Here is a 22,189-nt window from a genome sequence, read left to right on the forward strand (position 1 = left end):
GACCGGCGAGTCGGTCCCGGTGGAGGTACGGCCCGGCGACGCGGTGACCGGCGCCACCGTGAACGCGGGCGGCCGGCTGGTGGTGCGCGCCACCCGCGTCGGCGCCGACACCCAGCTGGCCCAGATGGCCAGGCTGGTGGAGCAGGCCCAGACCGGCAAGGCGCAGGCGCAGCGGCTGGCCGACCGCATCTCGGGCGTCTTCGTGCCGATCGTGATCGCCCTGTCGGCCGGCACGCTGGGTTTCTGGCTCGGCACCGGCGCGGGCGCGGCGGCGGCCTTCACCGCGGCGGTGGCCGTGCTGATCATCGCCTGCCCGTGCGCGCTCGGGTTGGCCACCCCCACCGCGCTGCTGGTCGGCACCGGGCGCGGGGCCCAGCTCGGCATCCTCATCAAGGGCCCGGAGGTGCTGGAGTCGACCCGCCGGATCGACACGATCGTGCTGGACAAGACCGGCACCATCACCGAGGGCCGGATGAGCCTGGTGGCGGTCCACGTGGCCGAGGGCGAGTCGGAGCAGGAGGCGCTGCGCCTGGCCGGAGCGCTGGAGCACGCCTCCGAGCACCCCATCGCCCAGGCGATCGCCCGCGGCGCCGCCGAACATGTCGGGGAGCTGCCCACCCCCGAGGACTTCGCCAACGTCGAGGGGCTGGGCGTCCAGGGCGTCGTCGACGGGCACGCGGTGCTGGTCGGCCGGCCCAAGCTGCTGGCCGAGTGGTCCCAGTATCTCCCGGTCGATCTGGAGCGGAAGTTGGAGGAGGCGCAGGCGGCCGGCCGCACCGCGGTCGCGGTCGGCTGGGACGGCAAGGCCCGCGGCGTGCTGGTCGTGGCCGACGTGATCAAGCCGACCTCCGCCCAGGCGATCGCCCAGCTGCGCCGGCTGGGGCTGACCCCGGTGCTGCTCACCGGCGACCACCAGGCGGTGGCCCACTCGGTGGCGGCCGAGGTCGGCATCGCCCCCGAGCAGGTGATCGCCGAGGTGCTGCCGGCCGACAAGGTGGCCGTGGTCAAGAGGCTGCAGGCCGAGGGGAAGACCGTGGCCATGGCCGGCGACGGCGTCAACGACGCCGCCGCGCTGGCCCAGGCCGACCTGGGGCTGGCCATGGGCACCGGCACCGACGTGGCGATCGAGGCCTCCGACCTGACGCTGGTGCGCGGCGACCTGCGGGTGGCGGCCGACGCGATCCGGCTGGCGCGGCGCACGCTGCGCACCATCAAGGGCAACCTGTTCTGGGCGTTCGCCTACAACGTGGCGGCCCTGCCGCTGGCGGCCATGGGGCTGCTCAACCCGATGATCGCCGGGGCGGCGATGGCGTTCTCCAGCGTGTTCGTGGTGAGCAACAGCCTGCGGCTGCGGCGGTTCAAGTCCCTCCTGTGACCCTCGGGTGAGCGGGAGCCGGCGTGACGATCGGCGCGCCGGCTCCCGCTTTCGTCCACAGGGCCGGACCCCGGGGCGCGGGGAGCGTGAGGCGCCTGGATACAGTCGTCTGACATGTCCCCGCCCGCTCAGGATCCAGGATGACCAGCGCCGACACCGCCACCCCGACCCGCCGGGCACGACACGCCCGGGCCGCCGTCGCGGCCGTGTTCCTCACCAACGGCGCGCTGTTCGCCAACGTCGTGCCCCGCTATCCCGAGCTGAAGGCCGACCTGGGGCTGAGCAACGCCATCCTGGGGACCGCAGTGGCCGCCATGCCGCTGGGAGCGCTCCTGTCCGGGCTGCTGGCGGGCGCCGCGATCCGGCGGTTCGGGTCCGCGCGCGTCGCCGCCGGCGGGATCGTCCTGCTGGCCGCCGCGACGTTGCTGATCCCGTTCGTGCCGGCCTGGCCGGCGCTGGCCGCCGTGCTGCTCGTGGTCGGCGCCCTCGACGCGATCATCGACGTGGCGCAGAACGCCCATGGGCTGCGGGTCCAGCGGCTTTACGGCCGGTCCATCGTCAACGCCTTCCACGGGCTGTGGAGCATCGGCGCCGTGCTGGGCGGCCTGATGGGCTCGGCCGCGGCGGGCCTGCGGCTGCCGCTCCTGATCCACCTGTCGATCTCGGCCGTGCTGTTCAGCCTGGTCGCGCTGGCCGCCTACCGTTTCATGCTGCCGGGCCCGGAGGACGCCGAGCGGGCCGCGGAGGCGCAGGACCTCGCGGCCTCCGACGGCCATCCCGCCGCACCACCCGCGCCGCTCCACGAGCGGGCCCGCCCGTGGGCGCGCTCCGCCGTACGGATGCTCGCCGCCCTGGGGACGCTCGCCATCTGCGGCGCCGTGGTCGAGGACGCCGGAGCGTCCTGGGGCGCCATCTACCTGACCGACACCGTGGGCGCGGGCGCGGCGGTCGCCGGGCTGGCGTTCGTCGCGCTGCAGGTCGCGATGACCGCCGGTCGGCTGACCGGCGACCGGATGGTCGACCGCTTCGGCCAGCGCGCCGTGGTCGGCACGGGCGGCCTGTTCGCCGCGGCCGGGATAGGCCTGGCGCTGGCCGTGCCGACCGTCGGCACCACGCTGGCCGGGTTCGCCCTGGCGGGGCTGGGCGTCGCGACCCTCATCCCGGCGGCCATGCACTCCGCCGACGAGCTGCCCGGCCTGCCCAGGGGCACCGGGCTGACCGTCGTCAGCTGGGTGCTGCGCGTGGGCTTCCTGGCCTCGCCGCCGCTCGTCGGCTCCATCGCGGACCTGTCGAGCCTGCGGGTGGGACTGCTGATCGTCGTCCTGGCCGGAGCGGTCACCGCGGCGTTGAGCCGGGTACTGGTGGACCGCACGCCCTAGCCGCCTCCCGCAGCAGGCGGCACACGTGGTCGAGCCTCGGCGGGTCGAGCTCCTTCATGACGCACAGGCGCACCGCCGGCCCGTTGGCCGAGACCCACAGCCTGCCGTCGGCGCGCAGCGCGGCCAGCGCCCGGCCGACGACCTTCTGCCCGCCGGCCAGGTTGACGATCGTCAGGTCGGGGTCGTAGGCGCTGACCAGCCCGCCGGGCGCCGGGAAGCGCCGGTGCAGGCGCCGCGCGGTGTCCAGGCAGCCGCCGAGCAGCCTGCCGTACCCGCGGGCGTGCAGGCCGATCAGCCGGTGCGCCGCCCACACGGCCGCCGCCGCCGCGCCCGGCCTGGCCCCCTCCAGCGTGTAGTGGCCGGCCGGCGTCGCCTCGCGGAAGTACCCCGACCGGGTCGCGACCACCGCGCTGGCCCGCCTGTCGCGCAGGGCCAGCCCGCCCGCCGGGTACGGCACGCAGCCGGTCTTGTGCGGGTCGACGGTGACGGAGTCGGCCAGGGGCAGTGCCGCGAACGCCTCGCGGACGTGCGGCTTGAGGATCTCCTCCTGCGGCGGTTCGTCCCCGAGGCACAGCGAGCGGTAGTAGCCGCCGAAGGCGGCGTCGGCGTGCACGTAGAAGGACGCCCCGTAGCGCCGCTCGCACCACTCGCGCAGCCGTATGACACCGGCGAGGTCGTCCACGCTGCCCTCGCCGGTGCTGCCGACCGTCGCCACGACGGCCACGACGGGACGGCCGCGCCCGACCAGGTCGACGACGCGCCGTCGCAGGTCGCGCAGGTCCATCCGGTGATGCTCGTCCGTTTCGACCTCCTCGGCCGCCACGCCCAGCAGGTCGGCGCACTTGCGCCAGGTCTGGTGGGCGTTGCGGGCGAACAGCAGCGTGCCGCCGCCCCGGCGGGCGGGGCGCACGCCGCGGGCGGCGAGCGCGTCGAGGAGGTCCAGGATCCTGGGCACCGGCAGGTTCGCGAGGCTCACCCGCGGGATGCCTGCGACCAGGTCGCGCGCCGCCGGGTCGGCCGCGGCGGCGAGCGGCAGGGCGCGCAGGTTCCGGGCGATCCACACCGCCTCGTAGGAGGCCGCGTGCCCGCCGGAGGCGAGGTGCGCCCAGCCCGTGGCGGGGTCGTAGCCCACCAGGCGGCACAGGTCCTCGCCCACCTCGCGTTCCAGCTCCGTGGTGACCGGCGAGGACTCCTCGGCGACGTTGTTGGGGTTGTACAGCAGGGCGCACAGGTACGCCAGGGCGACGGCGGGCGGCGTGTCCCCGGTCATGTGAGCCAGATACAGCGGCGACGGCCACGGCGTCGACTCCCGCGCCAGCCGCTTGGACAGCTCCCGCACCAGGGCGCCCGCATCCGGGCCGCCGGGAAAGCCAGGACCACCGGGGTCGGCGGCCCCGCCCAGGCACGCCTCACGCCAGCCGAAATAGTCCTCCACGACGTCGCGCAGGACCGCCATGAACTCCGCCCGGCCGCTCACGGCTCGACGTGCGCGGCGATCCGGTCGAAGACCAGCTCCAGCTGGTCCCACGCCTCCTCGCACACCCGCATCAGCCGCGGGAACCGCGTCGGCGACAGCGACCGCAGATGGTCGCGCCCGATCTCCCGGTGGTCCTCGTCGACCTGCGCGTGCAGGTCGAAGTACGACCCATCGGCGCCCTCGAAGGCCACCCTGGTCTTCTCGCCGAACACGTGACAGCTCGACTCGACCACCATGTGGACGATCACGATCTTCTCGGCCTCGTCCCCGCCGTGCATCCGCATGACGAACCAGCTGCCCGCGGCCTCCAGGGCCGGGTCGTAGACGTCGGCCGACACGGCGTGCCGTACCCGCAGCAGCTCGTCGTGGCCGAACTCCTCCCGCAGATGCCCCGCGTAGATCTCGCGCAGCTGCGGATCGGGGCACACGGCCTGCCGGGCGTGGAGCATCCGCTGGAAGTAGACCGACCAGACGTGCAGCGCCGCGAGGAAGCGGTCGCGCAGCTCCGGCTCCCTGCTCATCCGGCCGCTGTCGAAGAACCCGAACAGCCGGTGCCCGGCGAAGCGCCGCAACCGCCGCGTGTTGAGCGTCTCCAGCTCCGCGAGCGAGGCCGCCGCCTGCTCGGTGAAGCGCACCCGGGGCGCCTCCTCGCGCTCGTACAGCCCGCCGCCCTCGAACTGCACCGACAGCCCGTGGAACTCCTCTCCGGGCAGCGTCTCGAACCCGTGCTTGGCCCCCGGCTCGACGCAGACCACGTCGCCCTCGCCGAGCCGTTCGTCCCGGTCGCCGATGAGCCGGACCGACCCACGGCACACGATGATCATCGACTTGGTGGGGTGCTCGTGGATGTCCAGGCGCTCGCCGTCCCGCAGCCGGACCCACGCCAGGGAGAAGCGGCCGTGCTCGGGCAGGAAGCGGGCGAGCGCCTCATGCCGCCGGAAGTCCCGGTGCTCGCCCAGCCAGTGGGTCTCGCCTCCCACCTCCACGGAGGCGATCGCCCGGATGTCGGCCCGGGACACGGTGACCACGGTGACCACGGTGTCGGTCATGTCAGTCCTTTCCCCTGTCGGTTCTCTTGCAGCACCGCGATGAGGTGCGCGTTCTCGTGGGGGAGCCCGACGCTGACGCGGATGCGCCCCCGCCAGCCGCCGGGGTCGGCCAGCGCGTCGATCCGCCCCCGCCGGAGCGCGGCCGCCATGGCGGCCGGGTCCTCGGCCTCCACGGTGACGAAGCCGGCGTCCGCGAAGACCCGGCGCACGTTCGGGCACCGCGCCAGCTTCTCCGCCAGCAGGTCCCGCTCGGCGACGAGGGCGTCGACGCGGGCGCGCAGCGCGGCGTGGTCGGCCAGTTCGCTCGCGGCCCGCTCGGCGACGGGGCCCGGCACGGGGAACGGCGGGCGCACGCGCCGGATGGCGGCGATCACGGCCGGGTCCGCGAGGACGGCGCCGAGCCGCAGGCCCGCCAGCCCGAACCCCTTGGACATCGAGCGCAGCACGATGAGGTTCGGGTGGCGGGCCACCAGGTGCCGGTGGGAGGGCCGCCGGTCCAGCTCGACGTAGGTCTCGTCGACGATCACCAGCCCGGGGAAGCGCGCCAGCAGCTCCAGCAGGTCGCCCTCGTGCAGGCGCGTGCTGGTCGGGTTGTTGGGGTCGCACAGCAGCACGCCCCTGACGGGCGCCGCGACCAGCCGTTCGACGTCGAGCCGGTCCCACCTGTCCCCGCCCAGCGGTACGGCATGCCGGGCGATGCCGTGGACCGCCGCCAGCCGGTGGAAGAACCCGAACGTCGGCGGCGTGACGGCCACCCGGTCGGCACCGGGTTCGAAGAAGGCCCGCAGGACCAGGTCGAGGGCGTCCACCGCGCCACGGGTGATCAGCACGGTGTCGCCGGTCCACGCCCACGACCCGGCGGGGCCGGGCGGCTCGACCGCGTCCAGCGCCTCGACGTAGCGGCGGACCAGGACCTCGTCCTCGTCGTCCGGATACCGGCGGTACGGCCCGCCGAACGGGTTCTCGTTGGACCGCAGGTTGATCCAGCCGATGCTCTCCGGCCGCGGGCTGAACGGCCCGGCCGGCGGCAACTCCAGGATCGTTTCCCGCATGAGGCTGCCTCCAGGGAGCAAGGCGTCGTCGGTCCGCGAAGAGGCTCTGGCGGCGCGCCGCCAGAGCCTCGACGGGGTCACCGGACGCCCGGGGTCAGAACCGGCCGAACGTCCAGTTGCCGGGAGCCGCCGAGTTGGAGCTGCGGTAGAACTCCTCGACGCCCTTGGTGAACTCCTTCTTGCTGATGTGGCCGTCGCCGTCCCTGTCGAGCCGCCGGAAGCCCTCCTCGCTGTCGGCGGCGTTCACACCGAGCGAGCGGTCCAGGGAGAGCCACTCCTGCATGCTGATCCGGTCGTCGTCGTCCCGGTCCATGACGTCGAAGGCGGCCACGCCCAGCTGGATGGCCTGCTTGAGCACCTGCTCGGATTCGGCGCAGTCGACGAACTCCTGCCGGCTCACCGCTTGGTCGCCGTTCTTGTCGTGGGCGCGCTGCAGCGCCTGCCAGAGCCTCTCGGCCTGCTGGACGACCGCGCGGCCTTCCGGCGAGGTCGGCTCGACCTGGCCGGCCTGGCAGATGCGCTCCGCGAAGGCCTTGAGGTCGGACTGCTCGATGTAGCCGTCCCTGTCGTAGTCGAGAAGCTCGAAATGCCGGGCGAGCTTGCGCTCCTGGACCTGAGTTGCCATGTTCCCCCCTCGTGATGGGCCGGCGGCAGGCATGCGTCGGCACGGGCCACCGGCCCGTTTCTGCAGGTCACGGCGCTACATATCCCGGGAACGAGGCTCTCACTCCGCCGCCGGGCCGAAGAACGGGGAAAGTTGACCCGCATGGGGGAGGGCACGGCGATTCTTTCCCAGAACCGGAGAAGTCAGCCCTTGCCGTGATGAGTCGGAACCGCACGGCGATCTTGCGGCTCGCTCAGGACCTCCGATCCCTTCGATCTCTTCCATCCGCACACGTGGCGATCATGTGCTCGACGCCGGGGGTGACGGCCGCCCGAAAGGCCGCGTCCAGCTCCGCCGGAGTCCCCCTGATCTCGCCGTCCAGCCACTTGCCGACCAGCGTCATGAACGCCCCCACGACGCACGCGACGACGACGTCGACCGAGGAGCGCAGCCCACGGGCGACCAGCTCCTCGCGCACGACAGTGGCGAACATCTGCTCGCCGCGCGTGTGGACCACGCCGCCGCGCCGTCCGAGCAGCGCCCGCAGCAACCGGCGCTGCTCCCATGCGTGCTCGAACATCCGACGGCTGTAGGGGAACAGCGGCCCGCCGGTGGCCGGCGCCGGGAGGAGGAAGGCGAGCTGCTCCTCCATGAAGCCGTACAGCACCTCCCGCTTGTCGGCGAAGTGGGCGTAGAAGGTGGAACGCCCGACGTCGGCGCGGTCGATCAGCTCCGTGACGGTGACCGCGTCGTAGCCTTTCTCCAGGATCAGCTCCACCAGCGCCCGCTGGATGGCCGCCCGGGTACGCCGCACCCGCCGACGGGGGCGGCACGATCGACCGTCCCCGCGCCTACGACGTCGTCGCGTCCATCGCCTTCCTCGGACGGCGGCGCGAGGTCTTCACCCGCCTGGCCACGCTGTCCGGCGTCCGGCCCGGCCACCAGGTGCTGGACGTGGGCTGCGGCACCGGCTACCTGACCCGCATCCTCGCTCCGGTCGCCGGTCCCACCGGCCAGGTGACCGGCGTCGACGCCTCGCCCGCGATGGTCGAGCACGCCCGGCGGCGCGCCCCCGCGAACTGCCGCTACCTCGTCGGCGTCGGGCAGACCCTCGACCTTCCCGACATGTCCTTCGACATCGTCGTCTCCAGCCTGGCCGTCCACCACATGCCCGCCGGAGAGCGCGGCGCCGCCGTACGGGAGATGTTCCGCGTGCTGCGGCCCGGCGGCAGGCTGCTGATCGCCGAGTTCCGCCCGCCCACCGGCCGGCTGGCCAACCGCCTGGCGGGCCTGCTGACCGGGCCGGCCATGCGGCACGACCTTCGCGGGCTGCTCGGCACCGCCGTCCCGGAGGCGGGCTTCCGCGTCGAGGACGAGGGCGAGCTCAAGCCGATGCTCTTCTACGTCCGGGCGGTACGGCCGGCCGCCTGAGCGGTCCCGGTCGCCCGTGGCGCGACCCGCTGGGCGGGTGACCGGCCACCGGTGCGGCACCGTGGCGCAGATCACGTCCCACCAGGCGGCTCATGCTCGGATACTCGGTCTATGACTGCGAAGATCATGAACCGCCGCGCCGTTCTCCGCGGCGCCGGCCTGATCACCGGTGGCCTGCTGTTAGACAGCGGTGTCGCGCACGCCGCCACCGGGACCGCCACCCGCCCGGTGACCCCCGATGAGGCCTGGGCCACCCTCCGTGAGGGCAACCGCCGCTGGGTCTCCGGCACCGCGACCCGCCCCCACCAGGACCCCGCCCGCCGTGCCGAGGTTGCCCAGAAGCAGGACCCGTACGCCGTGATCGTCTCGTGCATCGACTCGCGGGTGCCTCCCGAGATCGTGTTCGACGCCGGGATCGGCGACCTGCTCACCGTCCGCAGCGCCGCCCAGACCATCGACCCCCTCGTGACCGGCGCCATCGAGTACGGCCCCGCCGAACTGGGCGTCCCCCTGATCGTCGTCCTCGGCCACCAGCGGTGCGGCGCCGTCACCGCCGCCGCCCACGCGCTGCACGACGGCACCAAGCTCCCCGGCGACCTCCAGCGCATCGTCGAAGCGCTGCGTCCCGCCTATGAGCGTTCCCACGGCGACGTGGACAAGATGATCCGCGTCAACACGATGGACGTGGTCGCCAGGCTCAAGAAGGACAAGCTTCTCGCCTCGCGCATCGCCCGCAAGCGGCTCAAGATCGTGGGCGCCTACTACTCCCTCGACACCGGTGAGGTGACCCGCCTGGTCTAGCGCGCGACCCGGGCGGGCACCGGCGGCCGTGACCCGGCCCGCCGCGCCCGCCCGAGGTGGCCACGACGCTCAGCAGCCCTCGGGGACTGTCAGCCGGGGGCGTAGACGCGCAGCCAGTCCACCTCCATCCAGGCCTCCCCGGCCTCGCCCCGGCCGGGGAACCAGTCCAGCTGCAGGCAGGGCGACATGGGCGTGGTGGCATGGGCGCGGGACCGGAACCACTCCCGGCCGTCGACGTACCCGACGACGCCCTCGGGGGTGTTCTCCACGGCATAGGTGTGCCAGGTGGTCATGTCCAGCTCGGCGTGGGCCTGCTCGGTGCCGCCCGGGTGGTGGAAGAAGAAGGCCGCGCGCCGCCGCCGCGGGTCGTCGATCACTTCGAGGAAGTCGATCTCGCTACCGGTGGCCGGTCGCACGCCGCCTCCCCCTCCCGTCGGCCACAGCAGCGCGACCGGATGGTAGGAGCCCGCGCCCGGATACAGCCGGATGCGCGCCTCCCAGCGGCCGTGGGTCTGGGAGTGGCGCACGGCCAGCCCGGCGGTGACGCCGTCGGCGCGGCCGTGCAGGAACAGCGTGCCGTCGCCGAGGTACAGCTGGTCGGGCGAGCGGCGGCCCCTGCCGGCGTGGCCCGGCGAGTCGTAGACCGCCCAGGCGGCGGGGTCCAGGTAGTCGTCGAAGTCGTCGCACCACACCAGCCGCCACCGGCTCTGGGCACCGGCGCAGGCGTCGGCGCGGGCGTCGGCGCGGGCGTCGCCCGCGAGGCCGAGCAGGCCACACGACAGCGCGGTGGCCAGGCATGCCGCGACGAACCGGGACCTCATGGTCGCCTCCCTGGCTTCAGGAGCGGGTGCGGATGGTCGGCCGTTCAGGAGTGTCCGCGGGCGATGGGCCGCCAGCCGGCCGAGGCGAAGGCCGGGCTGCCGGGCTCGGCGACCGGCGGCGGCGCGGCGGGCGGGGCGGTCAGGCTGCGGACCCAGTCCCCGCCGCGCTGGGCGGGACTCCAGGTCATGACGAAGGTACGCGCGTGCGAGCCGGCGTGGACCGGCCCGGCGTCGCCCGCGGTCGCGTCGACCCGGGCCAGCACGGACACCACAACCTGGTCGCGGGACCGCTCCTGCCAGCGGACGCCGATGGTGGTCACCGTCAGGGCCGCGCCGGAGGGCAGGCCGCCGTCGTCGGGCAGGCCCACGGCGCGCCGCCAGTGGACGGTCGCGCTCGCCGCGTCGGCCCGCGACCGCGCCTGCTGGTCGGGCGCCACATACAGCGCGGAGCCGGCCGCCGCCTCCTCGGCGTCCAGGCTCCAGCCCGCCTCCAGCGCCGCGGCGGCGGCCGCCGCGGCGCCGGGACCGGTGTGCGGGAACCCGACCGGGTAGCCCGCCTCCCCGTGGTGGCCGGACGGCTGGGGCAACGCGACCGGTTCGCCGCAGGAGGAAGGACGCAGGATCCAGGCCGCTGCCACGGCCGCGAGCACGCCCGCCGTCCAGCGCAGCACGATCGGGCGGCGGGGCCGTACGGGACCCAGATCCCAGGGCACGGCCTGGCCGTCGACCGGGACGGTCACTGCGCCCTCCGGGCGGGCCGGGCGAAGGCCTGCCCGACCGCGGCGGCCAGGCGCAGGTACGCGCCCGCGGTGGTGGGACGCAGGCGCAGCAGGTCCACCTCCGCGCCCTCCTTCAGGTGCGGGTCGTACGGCACGCGGATGACGGCCTTGCAGCGGGCGGTGAAGTGCTCCTCCAGCAGGTCGACGTCGACCTCGCAGCGCTGCTCGACGGCGTTGAGCACGACGATGGCGTTGCGGACCAGGTCGGCGTGGCCGTGGGCGGTCAGCCAGTCCAGGGTCGCCGCGGCGGAGTTCGCGCCGTCGACCGCGGGCAGGCTGACGAGCACGATCTGGTCGGCCAGGTCCAGGGTGGCGTTCATGGCGCCGTGCAGCAGGCCGGTGCCGCAGTCGGTGAGGCAGATGGAGTAGAAGCGCTCGATCAGCCCGGCCACGGTGCGGTAGTCGTCGCCGTCGAACGCCTCGCTGACGGCCGGGTCGGTGTCGGAGGCGAGGACCTCCAGCCGGGCCGGTGACTGCGAGGTGAACGCGCGGGCGTCGGCGTAGCGGATGATGTGCTCGGCTTCGGCCAGGAACGTCCGGATGGTGGCGGCGGTCTCGGACTTGACCTTCAGCCCGAGCGTGCCGCGGTCGGGGTTGGCGTCGATGGCGATGACCCGGTCCCCGCGCAGCGAGGCCAGGGTGTTGCCGAGGGCCACGGTGGTGGTGGTCTTGCCCACGCCGCCCTTGAGGCTCATCACCGCGATGCGGTGGTGGCCGCTGGCCACCGGGGTCTGCGCCTGCGCGATCAGCGTGCGGCGCTCGATCTCGGCGGCCGACTCCGGCGGCAGGTAGCGGCGGCCCGACAGCAGCCAGACCCACCGCCGCCAGCCGTCGGACGGCTCGGGCCGCCGGTTGGTCAGCAGCCGCTCGGCGGTGAGCGGGATGGTCTGGTCGTACGGCTCGGCCGGCGCCTGGCGCTGGGACTGCTGGGCGCGGGACGGGGTTTCGGTCACGGGAGGCGTCCTTTCGAGGGTTCAACAGGTGTGCCAGCGGACTCGGGTGCTGGCCGAGTCGGCCGGTCCCTGGAGGGTCAGGGTGGTCTCGGCCGGTGAGGGGTCGCCGCACCAGCGGCGCACGCGCAGCGCCCGTATCCGGAGCACGACGAGCTCGCCCTCGCCGCCGGTGACGACGGCGGGGGTGACCCGCAGGCCGGGGGCGACGACGTGCCGGCTCACCGGATCGCCGGTCAGCGTCAGGCGGATGCTGCCGCGGCCGAAGGCGTCCAGCTCGACGGCCGGGGGCAGGACCAGGCGTCCGGCCGGGGCCTGCGATCCCGAGGCTGCGGTGAGCCCCGGGGGGTCCTGGGCGGGGCCGACGACCTGCAGTCCGGTGATCATGCCTGCCGTGCCGGCGACGAGCATGATCGCGACGCGGGCGGCGGTCCTGCGGGTGCGCCACCCGGCCGTCCACAGCGCCTCGGCCAGCCGGGACCCGGCCCGCCGCGGGGGGCCGGGCGGGGTCCCGGCGTCCGCCGCGGGCCGGGGCGGCGGGTGCGGGGCCGGGTCGGTGGGGGACAGCACGCCGCGCGCCCATGCCCGGGTGGCCAGCGCGTTGTAGAGGGGGGTGTCCATGCCGCCGGGCCGAGGTACGGCCGGCAGCCGTACCTCGAGCGTTTCCGGCGTTTCCGATGGGGTCGTCCGCCGCGGTGGGACGGTGTCGAGCGGCTCGACGGGCACCGGAGCGGCCAGGGGCATCGTGGCGACCGGATCCGTGTCCCGCGCGTGGTCGCGGATCCGGCTCTCCAGCATGGCGAGGATCCGGTCCCGCTCGGCGGCGCCGAGCGGGGCGACGGGCCGGTGGTCGATCATCTGGGGCACGGTGTAGTGGATGTTGATCGGCCGCGTGCACGCGGCGCAGCCGAGCACGTGGTCGAGCAGCTCGGACCTGGCCTCAGCCGTACCGTCGCCGAGAGCGGTCGCCACCAGCGGTCCCGCCAGGGCGCAGACCGGGCGGCCCCGCGCGTCCGCGTCGAGGGCGCTGACCAGCGTCTCGATGAAGTCCTGGGTCCGCAGGATGAGGCGGTGGGCCTCGCCGGGCGGCAGCGCGAGCAGGTGAGCCAGGTCGGCCAGCGTCAGCTCGTGCCGGAACATCAGCAGCAGCGCCTCGACCCCGAGCGGGTCGGCCAGCGCCCAGGCGCGTTCCATCAGCTCGGCGTCCGGCAGGCCAGGCCCGCCGCCGGGCCGGTACGCGCCGGTGCAGCCGCCGTCGGCCAGGCACACGCGGCGCAGCTCGGCGAACAGCAGCCCCCGCTCGGAGACGGACGGCGGCGCGCTGCGCCGGCGCGCGGACTCCAGGGCCGCCTCCAACGCCGCCGCGACGGCCCCGGCAGCCGCCGCCGGTCCGGCCCGGTATGCGGCATAGTCGGCCAGATGCGCGCCGTGCTCGCGCAACCGGGCTCGCGCGACCGCGTTCATGACCCGTCGACCTCGCCCGGCGTGGTGTCGGCGGACGCGCTGCCGGGCGGGTCGACGACCACCAGCCGCATGCTGCGGTCGGGCAGGCCGGTGAACTTGGTCCAGTTGCTGACCTCGCCCTCGGCCGGTTCGGCGTAGAGCCAGCGGATGAAGGCCGGCCACAGGCACGAGTCGCGCGGCAGGGCCGAGGGCGAGCGGGCGAGGTCCTCGCGGGACAGGCCGAGCCGGCGCAGCTCGGCGTCGCTGTAGTCGCGGCACTCCGGCGTGCCCGGCGGGGCGATGGTCAGGTCCCACTGGCCGTTCTCGTCCACGTAGCTCCTGGAGCCGTCCAGGCCCAGCGCCTCCTCGGCGCGCCGCAGCAGGGCGGGATCGCGGAAGACCGGCAGGACGTCGCCCTCGGGGGAGCCGGGCCGCAGCCGGTTGGCCTCGTCGTGGGCGGTGGGGGACGGCGTCGCGGGACCGCTCGGCGAGGGGACGGCGGACTCGTACGGCTCGCCCGACGGGCTCGCCGGCACGGTGACGGTCGGAACAGGGAAGACGGTCGGGCACCGGGAGTCCGCGCGGGAACGCAGCGCGGGCCGTAACGGCTCACCGCTGGGACCGGGGATCACGCAGGGCCGGTCCTCCGACGGCGTGACCGTGGGCGAAGGAGCCCTCTGGGAGGTAGACGGGGTGGGGTTCGGGGTGCGGCCGGGCGGTTCCCGCCGGTCGCGGGCCTCCGGGGTGGGGCTGCGGCCGGGTGGTTCCTGCCGGTTTCGGGTCTCCGGCCAGGGGGTGATGTTCCACGACCGCACGGCGGTCGGTGTGACCGGCACGACGCTCGGGCTCGGTTTGCCGTCGGACGTCGGCTTCGTGCTCTTCTTGGGCGCGGGCTTGTCGGGCGCGGTGGTCTGCTGCGGCGTCGGCCTCGGCTTGGGCGTGTGCCGGACCGGTGGCTGGGAGTCGTGCTTCACGGTCGGCTGCGGCGTCGGCTTGCCGTCCTTCTTCGTGGTCGGGGGAGCGGTCTTCCGCGGCGTGTCCGGCTTGGCCGAGGGCGTGGAGGACTCCTTGGGATTGCCCGGCCGGGCCGGGGGCGCCAGGTCGGGGCTCGCGCCCAGCATCGGCATCGCCGCGCACGCGCCGCCGTCCACCGCGACGGCCCGCCACCCGACGGTCGCGCCCAGGCACACCGGCACCGCCTCGCCCCCGCCGGACAGGACGCTTCCGCTGTCCGCGCCGGTGAGGGAGGGCGCCTTGACCGCCGCGCCGACCGGCAGGTCGAGCTGGTAGGTTCCCGCGACCAGCCTCAGCACCTCCTGGGCGGGCGCCGGCTGGCGATGGCGGTGCAGCATGCTCCCCAGACCGGTCCCGGCGCCGAACACGCCGACCGTCAGCACCGTGATGACCACCGTGGACCTGGGGATCCTGGGAGGGGATGTCGCCATGGTGTTCCTTGTCTGATGGGGGGTCAGATGAGGGTCAACTGCCGTGGCTTTCCAGGACGTCGCTCCAGTCGCCCATGACCTGGACGGGCTTGCGCGAGCCGGCCGGGGGGACGTACGCCAGGTACATCCGCCCGTAGGTCGCGCTCGCCGTACGGGCGAAGGAGCGGTTGCCGGTGCGCACGCCCGCCGGGCCCTTCAGCGCGACCTTGGTGCCGGGCCGCTGGGCCGTACGCGCCTCGGTGGAGCGGGCCGCGTACCACACCAGCGCGCCGCCGTCGGCCGTCCGCAGCGCCCGCACCCGGCCCTCCAGCCGGTAGGACAGCGACAGCCGCCAGCCCGCCGCCCTCAGCTGGGCGCGTTCGCGCTGCCAGAACCGCGCCGCGCCGGAGGTCCACGGCCCTTCGGCGAACAGCGGGTCCTCGGTGGCGGCCTCCAGGCTGCGCAGGTGCGCCAGGGCGACCTGCCGGGGCGTCGCCCGCAGCCCCGTGGCCGACTCCGGCAGGCTCTCCGCGTAGCCGTCGGCGTTCACGGCCATCGCGGGCAGCTCCGGCGCCGGGTCGCGGGTGTCGGCGGTGGAGGCGACCAGCCGCCAGCCGTCCGGCGTGGCGACCAGCACGTCCGTCACCCTGGCCACGCCCGGCTCGTGCATGACGGCCGCGAACCACTCCTCCTCGCCCGCCGTACGGCGCGGCACCCACACGCGCGTCCCGGGCCAGATCCCGGCGGCGAGCGGCTCGCGCCGCATCCGGGCGGTCTGGAAGCTCGCCCTGGTCATCTCCAGCGCGAGCCCCTGCTCCAGCTCGCCCACGGCCTTGTCGTCCAGGCGTTGCTGCGCGGCCGACAGCTCGCGCTGGAACCGGTCGTGGACCTTGCGGGCCTGCGCGGGTGTGATCGTGGTACGGCCCGGCACGGGGGCGGCCGACCGGGGACCCGGCGAACCCGCCTGCGGACCCGGCGAACCCGCCGGAGAGCCCGGCGAACCCGTCCGGGGGACCGGCGAGACCCTCGCATCCGCCGTTCCGCCCGCTTCGGCGTCCATGGCCGGCTGGTCGGCCCGGGCCTCCCGCACCGGAGACGTTTTGGCCGACCGCATCGCGCCGAGCCCGATCCCCACCAAGGCCAGCGCGACGAACACGATCGCCGCCCAGATCACCATCCCTCGCCGGGAGCCGGCGGCGAGCCGTTCCGGCTCCCAGTCCTCCAGCTCGTCCGGCTCGTCCGGCGGCACCGGCTGGGACCGGCGACGCGCCAGCGGAGGCTCGCCGCTGGGGGGCCACACCTGCCTGTCCGGTGCGTCCCGGAAATCGGAGGACACGAATGGGGATATTAAACTTACGGCCAGATAATTCAAGAGTCAGGAAGTTAGTAATCCAAATTTCCCGATGCTGTCTAGAGATCTTCCCGACGATGTATTTGGGTCTTGACTGAATGACATTCTGCGGCTAGAGGGTGGCTTTGTGCTGGGCGTTCTCCTCATCGAACGAGCTCTGACCGCGGTCGCCGAAGGTGGTAAAGGTTTTCCCGGCATCCATGACCGCAGGGAAGTCGCTTAATGTTTCCTGTGTACGCTCGTGTCACGGCGGCATCTCAGGTGAACGCGAAAACTCTTCGGTTATTTGCTCCGGCCGATCGTGTCGGCGTCCCCTGGACAGGTCAGCCGTACGACATCCGCCCCGCCTGGCGGTACACAATTTTCTGAATTCAGGATTTCGTGTATGTTGAGTGGGTGTTGACGATCCTCTCCGAGGTCGAGGTCCTCGCCCGCTTCGGCCGTGCCCTGGCCGACCCCATCCGCTGCCGGATCCTGATCGCGCTGCGCGAGGCTCCCTCGCATCCCGCCGATCTCGCCGACCTGCTGGGGATCTCCCGCACCCGGCTCAGCAACCACCTGGCCTGCCTGCGCGACTGCGGCCTGGTGGTCGCGGTCCCGGTCGGCCGCCGCGTCCGCTATGAGCTGGCCGATCCCCGGCTCGGGCACGCGCTGGACGACCTGCGCGCCGCGGTGGTGGCGGTGGCCGCCGACGCCGGCCGCACCTGCGCCGAGGCCGCGGACAAGGACTGCTGCTGATGACCGCCAACGTGGTCGACCTCGGCCCTTCCCCGGCCCGCCGCGGCGTCCTGCGGCGCCGCATCCGGCTGCTGGTGACGGCGACCATCGCCTACAACGTCGTCGAGGCCGTCGTCGCCATCACCGCCGGAACCGTCGCCTCCTCCGCCGCGCTCGTCGGCTTCGGCCTGGACTCGGTGGTCGAGGTGGCCTCGGCCACCGCGGTCGCCTGGCAGTTCTCCGCCGCCGACCACGAGCGGCGCGAACGGGCCGCGCTGCGGATCATCGCGATCTCGTTCTTCGCGCTGGCCGCCTATGTCACCGTCGACGCCGTCCGGGCCCTGCTGGGCGCAGGCGAGGCCGAGCACTCCGCCCCGGGCCTTGTCCTGGCCGCCTCGTCCCTGGTCGTCATGCCGATCCTGTCCCACGCCCAGCGGCGGGCCGGGCGGGAGCTCGGCTCGGCCTCGGCGGTGGCCGACTCCAAGCAGACCTTGCTGTGCACGTACCTGTCGGCCGTCCTGCTGGTCGGCCTGGCGCTCAACAGCCTGTTCGGCTGGTCGTGGACCGACCCGATCGCCGCGCTGGTCATCGCCGCGGTCGCGGTCAAGGAAGGCCGCGAGGCCTGGCGCGGAGACGCCTGCTGCGCCCCGATCGCGAAGCGGGCGGCCGGGTGCGGAGACGCCTGCTGCACGTCCACGGCCAACCAGACTTCGTGATCGGCCGTCCGATGCCCGCCCGGGTGGGCCTGACCCGGCCGATGCCGCTGCCGGAGGACTTGGCGGCCCTGCTCGGCGCCGCCTGATCCGGCGAGGTCACGAGCATCCGCGATCGGCCCGTTGGGGCTGCTCAGTCGACGATCATCCAGGCGGGGTCGCGCTCCGGCCGTCGCGGATACCTGGCCAGCTCCTCCGCGTACGCCGAGGGCGGCGGTCGAACAGCTCGTCCAGGCCGTCCACCTCCACCGAGCGCCGGGAACCGCCTACCAGCCGGTAGATGACCGTGGTGGTGCCGAAGGAGCCGACCTGGCGGCGATGGGCCTCGGCAACGTGCCAGAGACGTGGAGCCTGTGCCAGGACGCGCTGCCCGATCGCCACGTAGAGCTCATGCGCTCGCTCTGGTGGTCCGGTGCGTTCCATCGGCACCCCTCTTCGTCCGCGGCCCTGCCGTTCGGCCTCGCGTGGCGTGGCACTCTACTCCTCATGATCTTCGTCCTGCGGCCGGACAGCAGGGCGGGCTTTGCCCGGCCGTACATAAACTTGGGTCATTCGTTGTCTTGAACTGTTCGTCTTTATGGGGGTATGTTGGGCGGCATGACCGCATCCCAGTCCCCGACCACCGCCGAGGAGTTGCGCGGTGCCGGCCTGCGGGTGACGGCCGCCCGCGTCGCGCTGCTCGAGACCGTCCGGGACGGCGACCACCTCGACGTCGAGGCGATCGCCTCCGGGGTGCGCGACCGCGTAGGCCATGTCTCCCTTCAAGCCGTGTACGAGGCCCTCCACGCGCTCACCGCGGCGGGGCTCGTACGCCGCATCGAACCGCCCGGCAGCCCCGCCAGGTTCGAGGGGCGCGTCGGCGACAACCACCACCACCTCGTGTGCCGGTCGTGCGGCGTCGTCGCCGACGTCGACTGCGCGGTCGGCCACGCGCCCTGCCTGACCGCGTCCGACGACCAGGGCTTCTCGATCGACGAGGCCGAGGTCATCTACTGGGGCCTGTGCCCCGGTTGCTCCGCGGCCCGCACTTCCTCAACACCTTGATCAGCGCCTTGATCCGCATAGTCCGGAAGGATCCCCATGTCTGAGAACCACGAAGCAATCGTCACCGACCCCAAGCCGTCAGAGGGCGAAGGCCGCTGTCCCGTCCCGCACGGGCGCGCCCTGCACCCCACTCAGGGGGGCGGGAACCGCCAGTGGTGGCCGGAGCGGCTCAACCTGAAGATCCTCGCCAAGCACCACCCGGCGGCCAACCCCCTCGGCAAGGACTTCGACTACGCCGAGGCGTTCAAGAGCCTCGACCTGGCGGCCGTCAAGCGTGACATCGCCGAGGTGCTCACGACCTCGCAGGACTGGTGGCCGGCCGACTTCGGCCACTACGGCCCGCTCATCATCCGCATGGCCTGGCACAGCGCGGGCACCTACCGGATCAGCGACGGCCGCGGCGGCGCCGGGGCCGGGCAGCAGCGCTTCGCCCCCCTCAACAGCTGGCCGGACAACGCCAACCTCGACAAGGCCCGCCGCCTGCTGTGGCCGGTCAAGAAGAAGTACGGCCAGCAGATCTCCTGGGCCGACCTGATGATCCTCGCCGGCAACGTCGCCCTGGAGACGATGGGCTTCAAGACCTTCGGCTTCGGCGGCGGCCGTGAGGACGTCTGGGAGCCCGACGAGGACGTCTACTGGGGCCCCGAGACCGCCTGGCTCGACGACCAGCGCTACAGCGGCGACCGCGAGCTGGAGAACCCGCTCGCCGCGGTCCAGATGGGCCTGATCTACGTCAACCCGGAGGGCCCCAACGGCAACCCGGACCCGCTGGCCGCGGCCCGCGACATCCGTGAGACGTTCCGCCGGATGGCGATGAACGACGAGGAGACCGTCGCCCTCATCGCGGGCGGCCACACCTTCGGCAAGACCCACGGCGCCGGCCCGTCGGAGCACGTCGGCCCCGACCCCGAGGCCGCCCCGATCGAGGAGCAGGGCCTCGGCTGGCGCAGCACCTTCGGCACCGGCAAGGGCGCCGACACCATCACCAGCGGTCTCGAGGTCACCTGGACCCCCACCCCGACCAAGTGGGACAACAGCTTCTTCGAGACGCTGTTCAAGTACGAGTGGGAGCTGACCAAGAGCCCCGCCGGCGCGTGGCAGTGGAAGGCGAAGGACGGCGCCGGGGAAGGCACCATTCCCGACGCCCACGACCCGTCCAAGCGCCACGCCCCGACGATGCTGACCACCGACCTGGCGCTGCGGTTCGACCCGATCTACGAGCCGATCTCGCGGCGCTTCCTGGAGAACCCCGACGAGTTCGCCGACGCCTTCGCCCGTGCGTGGTTCAAGCTGACCCACCGCGACATGGGCCCGGTCGTGCGCTACCTCGGCCCGGAGGTGCCCAGCGAGGTGCTGCTGTGGCAGGACCCGCTCCCCGAGCGGACCTACGAGCTCATCGACGCCGAGGACATCGCCCTGCTCAAGACCCGGATCCTCGACTCGGGCCTGACGGTGTCCCAGCTCGTGTCCACCGCGTGGGCGGCGGCCTCGTCCTTCCGCGGCAGCGACAAGCGGGGCGGCGCCAACGGCGCCCGCATCCGCCTGGAGCCGCAGAACAGCTGGGAGGTCAACGAGCCCGACCAGCTCGCGGTGGTGCTGCGCACCCTGGAGGAGATCCAGCAGTCCTTCAACGCCGCCCAGACCGGCGGCAAGCAGGTCTCGCTCGCCGACCTCATCGTGCTCGGCGGGTGCGCCGCGGTCGAGCAGGCCGCCAGGAAGGCCGGCTTCGACGTCGAGGTCCCCTTCACGCCGGGCCGCGTGGACGCCTCGCAGGAGCAGACCGACGTGGAGTCCTTCGCCGCGCTCGAGCCGACCGCCGACGGCTTCCGCAACTACCTCGGCAAGGGCCACCGGCTGCCGGCCGAGTACCTGCTCATCGACCGGGCGAACCTGCTCAACCTCAGCGCCCCCGAGATGACCGTCCTCGTCGGCGGCCTGCGCGTCCTGGGCGCGAACTACAAGCAGTCGCCGCTCGGCGTCTTCACCGACAACCCCGGCGTCCTGACCAACGACTTCTTCGTCAACCTGCTCGACCTGGGCACGACGTGGAGGCCGACGTCGGAGGACTCGACCACGTTCGAGGCCCGCGACGACGCCACGGGCCAGGTCAAGTGGGTCGGCAGCCGTGTCGACCTCGTCTTCGGGTCGAACTCCGAGCTGCGCGCGCTCGCGGAGGTCTACGCGAGCGACGACGCGAAGGAGAAGTTCGTGCAGGACTTCGTCAAGGCGTGGGACAAGGTGATGAACCTGGACCGGTTCGACCTTCGCTGATCACGGCCTGATCACGACGCCCAGGCCGGTCCGCACGGACCGCCTGGGCGTCCTCGTCTCGGCGCCGGCTACTCCCTGCGGGCCGAAGCCGCCAACGCCCGCCGAGCGCCTGCGTTGACGCGAGACGGCGGAGCGGTCTACGTTCTGGCGCGACAGCGCTGCGGGGTGTATGGGATTCCTCTGCCGATGAAGGTGCCGCGACTGCTGACAGTGGGCACAGCAGCCCTGCTGTCGTGCCCGCTGGCGACCGCCTGCGCAGCCGAGCGGCCACCTGCCGCATCCACCCCGGCGCCGCCGTACGGCGATGCCACGGGGACGCCGGAGGCCCGAACCTATACCCTCGACCTTTCGATCCCTTCCTCATCGCCGCCCGCGCCGCGCGCCTGGCCCCGCGGAAGCCGGGCGTATCGCATGCAGCAGGCCCTTCTCCCCGTATTCGGCTCCCTCCGGCGTCAGCCGTGGCCCGCCGGCGTGGCGAGGTTCGGCGACGCTGTGATCTCGGTCATGGGTCAAACGCAGGTGGGCGCTCGAGAAACCGAACCGCCGACGTGCGACCGATGGGCGAAGGGCGTGTGGAGCGACTTCGCCTCAGCCTCCGGTGAAGGCGGCGGGCTCATCGGGATGGCGAGCCTGGCCGACGCACGCGACAGCCCGTTCACCGGGGTCTTCGCCGCGCAGGCCATCGTGTACGCGCCTGCTGATCGCCTGCGAGAACTCGACCGGCCTCCCTCGGACGCATGCGAGACCATCAAGATGAGCGACACGCAACGGTGGTGGACCGCCGACGTGACGCCTGTATCCGTGCGCCTGGAGCGGGCCGGAGACCTCACCGCCTACAAGCTCGTCGACGTGGCCGGCGACCAGGCGACGGTGTGGACCGCCCTCCTCCGCCAGGGGTCCTACCTCATGGAGATCAGGTTCGCCGACCTCGGGGCCGGTGCACAAGACGGCCCGGTTCCGGCGACGTTCCTGGGATTGGTCGACGCCGCCGCTACGAGGGCTCGCTCGATCTTGGGATAGCGACGACCGCGCCGGTGGTCCCTGCGCGTTCCGCGGCCCCGACGACTACGGCACCTACACCGACCCGCCGTCGAGGACCCCTACCTGGAGGCCGAGACCGCCTACCTGGCCATGGGCGGCGAGACCTGCAACCCCAACCCGCCGCGCGGCGCGCTGCCGGTGACGATCACGATCAGGAACGAGGGCTGGGCCGCCCCGGTCAACCCGCGCGGCCTGGAGCCGGTCCTGCGCGGTGGCTCCGGGACCTACCGCTTCCCGCTGACCGGCGACCCGCGCAGGTGGCCGTCCGGCACCACCACGACGCTCACCCAGACCCTGACCCTGCCCGCCTTCATGCCGGCCGGGGGCTACGCCCTGTACCTCAACCTCCCCGATCCGCAGCTCGGCGCCCGGCCGGAGTACTCGATCAGGCTGGCCAACTCCGGCACCTGGGACGCCGCGACCGGCATGAACAACCTCCTTGCACACCGTGACCTTCAGCTGACCGG

General features: G+C 73.4%; 20 protein-coding genes and 1 pseudogene. 10 read left to right on the forward strand and 11 right to left on the reverse strand.

What is annotated here, in order from left to right; genetic code table 11:
- Positions 1-1,375: heavy metal translocating P-type ATPase (locus BSB02_RS37265; protein ID WP_084965722.1), on the forward strand; the 1,375-nt coding region annotated here is incomplete at its 5' end.
- A gap of 140 nt (positions 1,376-1,515) precedes the next feature.
- Positions 1,516-2,754, forward strand: coding sequence for an MFS transporter (locus BSB02_RS37270; RefSeq protein WP_084965723.1), 1,239 nt, complete (start codon positions 1,516-1,518; stop codon positions 2,752-2,754).
- Here BSB02_RS37270 and BSB02_RS37275 read toward each other — a convergent pair.
- The 5 genes from BSB02_RS37275 to BSB02_RS37295 all read right to left on the reverse strand — a co-directional run bounded on the left by BSB02_RS37275 (position 2,711) and on the right by BSB02_RS37295 (position 7,750).
- Complete coding sequence (locus BSB02_RS37275) at positions 2,711-4,231, reverse strand: pyridoxal phosphate-dependent decarboxylase family protein (protein ID WP_084965724.1); 1,521 nt, start codon at positions 4,229-4,231, stop codon at positions 2,711-2,713. The genes BSB02_RS37270 and BSB02_RS37275 overlap by 44 nt on opposite strands.
- A complete protein-coding gene (locus BSB02_RS37280) occupies positions 4,228-5,280 on the reverse strand; it encodes a cupin domain-containing protein (RefSeq protein ID WP_084965725.1) in 1,053 nt (350 codons plus the stop codon). Before BSB02_RS37280 ends, BSB02_RS37275 begins: the two co-directional genes overlap by 4 nt.
- Positions 5,277-6,332, reverse strand: a complete 1,056-nt coding sequence (locus tag BSB02_RS37285; protein WP_084965726.1) for an aminotransferase class I/II-fold pyridoxal phosphate-dependent enzyme — start codon at positions 6,330-6,332, stop codon at positions 5,277-5,279. The genes BSB02_RS37280 and BSB02_RS37285 overlap by 4 nt, the downstream gene beginning before the upstream one ends.
- Before the next feature lie 94 nt (positions 6,333-6,426).
- Positions 6,427-6,957: an EF-hand domain-containing protein gene (locus BSB02_RS37290; protein ID WP_158088857.1), complete on the reverse strand. Its 531-nt coding sequence runs from the start codon at positions 6,955-6,957 to the stop codon at positions 6,427-6,429.
- 232 nt (positions 6,958-7,189) lie between these two features.
- Entirely contained in the window at positions 7,190-7,750 is a 561-nt protein-coding gene (locus BSB02_RS37295) for a TetR/AcrR family transcriptional regulator (protein ID WP_084965728.1), read from the reverse strand.
- Positions 7,751-7,770: 20 nt separating this feature from the next.
- Here BSB02_RS37295 and BSB02_RS37300 point away from each other — a divergent pair, with 20 nt between their 5' ends.
- Entirely contained in the window at positions 7,771-8,367 is a 597-nt protein-coding gene (locus tag BSB02_RS37300; RefSeq protein WP_084965729.1) for a class I SAM-dependent methyltransferase, read from the forward strand.
- A 111-nt stretch (positions 8,368-8,478) separates the two neighbouring features.
- Positions 8,479-9,168: a carbonic anhydrase gene (locus BSB02_RS37305; RefSeq protein WP_084965730.1), complete on the forward strand. Its 690-nt coding sequence runs from the start codon at positions 8,479-8,481 to the stop codon at positions 9,166-9,168.
- 89 nt (positions 9,169-9,257) lie between these two features.
- On the opposite strand, the gene BSB02_RS37310 is transcribed toward BSB02_RS37305, so the two are convergent.
- From BSB02_RS37310 to BSB02_RS37335, 6 genes are read right to left on the reverse strand one after another with little or no spacing between them, the layout of a single operon-like run.
- Entirely contained in the window at positions 9,258-9,989 is a 732-nt protein-coding gene (locus tag BSB02_RS37310; protein ID WP_084965731.1) for a glycoside hydrolase family 16 protein, read from the reverse strand.
- A 44-nt stretch (positions 9,990-10,033) separates the two neighbouring features.
- Positions 10,034-10,729, reverse strand: a complete 696-nt coding sequence (locus tag BSB02_RS37315) for a hypothetical protein (protein ID WP_084965732.1) — start codon at positions 10,727-10,729, stop codon at positions 10,034-10,036.
- Entirely contained in the window at positions 10,726-11,721 is a 996-nt protein-coding gene (locus BSB02_RS37320; protein WP_084965733.1) for a MinD/ParA family ATP-binding protein, read from the reverse strand. Before BSB02_RS37320 ends, BSB02_RS37315 begins: the two co-directional genes overlap by 4 nt.
- 21 nt (positions 11,722-11,742) lie before the next feature.
- Positions 11,743-13,182, reverse strand: coding sequence for a hypothetical protein (locus BSB02_RS37325; RefSeq protein ID WP_143591672.1), 1,440 nt, complete (start codon positions 13,180-13,182; stop codon positions 11,743-11,745).
- A complete protein-coding gene (locus tag BSB02_RS37330; RefSeq protein WP_143591674.1) occupies positions 13,179-14,606 on the reverse strand; it encodes a hypothetical protein in 1,428 nt (475 codons plus the stop codon). Before BSB02_RS37330 ends, BSB02_RS37325 begins: the two co-directional genes overlap by 4 nt.
- A 34-nt stretch (positions 14,607-14,640) precedes the next feature.
- Entirely contained in the window at positions 14,641-15,921 is a 1,281-nt protein-coding gene (locus BSB02_RS37335) for a DUF8094 domain-containing protein (RefSeq protein ID WP_084965736.1), read from the reverse strand.
- Positions 15,922-16,332: 411 nt separating this feature from the next.
- On the opposite strand from BSB02_RS37335, the gene BSB02_RS37340 reads away from it, so the two are divergent.
- From BSB02_RS37340 to BSB02_RS43805, 6 genes and pseudogenes are all read left to right on the forward strand, one after another.
- Positions 16,333-16,674 carry an ArsR/SmtB family transcription factor gene (locus tag BSB02_RS37340; protein WP_084965737.1) on the forward strand — a complete coding sequence of 114 codons (342 nt, stop codon included), beginning with the start codon at positions 16,333-16,335 and terminating at the stop codon, positions 16,672-16,674.
- Entirely contained in the window at positions 16,674-17,369 is a 696-nt protein-coding gene (locus BSB02_RS37345; protein WP_084965738.1) for a cation efflux transmembrane domain-containing protein, read from the forward strand. The genes BSB02_RS37340 and BSB02_RS37345 overlap by 1 nt, the downstream gene beginning before the upstream one ends.
- A 594-nt stretch (positions 17,370-17,963) precedes the next feature.
- Positions 17,964-18,410, forward strand: a complete 447-nt coding sequence (locus tag BSB02_RS37355; protein WP_084965740.1) for a Fur family transcriptional regulator — start codon at positions 17,964-17,966, stop codon at positions 18,408-18,410.
- A 36-nt stretch (positions 18,411-18,446) separates the two neighbouring features.
- Positions 18,447-20,681: a catalase/peroxidase HPI gene (gene katG, locus BSB02_RS37360; protein ID WP_084965741.1), complete on the forward strand. Its 2,235-nt coding sequence runs from the start codon at positions 18,447-18,449 to the stop codon at positions 20,679-20,681.
- 186 nt (positions 20,682-20,867) lie between these two features.
- Positions 20,868-21,701 carry a hypothetical protein gene (locus tag BSB02_RS37365; protein WP_143591676.1) on the forward strand — a complete coding sequence of 278 codons (834 nt, stop codon included), beginning with the start codon at positions 20,868-20,870 and terminating at the stop codon, positions 21,699-21,701.
- A 111-nt stretch (positions 21,702-21,812) separates the two neighbouring features.
- A pseudogene (locus BSB02_RS43805) lies at positions 21,813-22,061 on the forward strand (DUF4832 domain-containing protein); the annotation flags it as partial.
- Between the last annotated feature and the right edge of the window lie 128 nt (positions 22,062-22,189).

The sequence above is a fragment of the Thermoactinospora rubra genome (genome assembly GCF_002093975.1).
GTDB classification, from domain to species: domain Bacteria; phylum Actinomycetota; class Actinomycetes; order Streptosporangiales; family Streptosporangiaceae; genus Nonomuraea; species Nonomuraea rubra_A.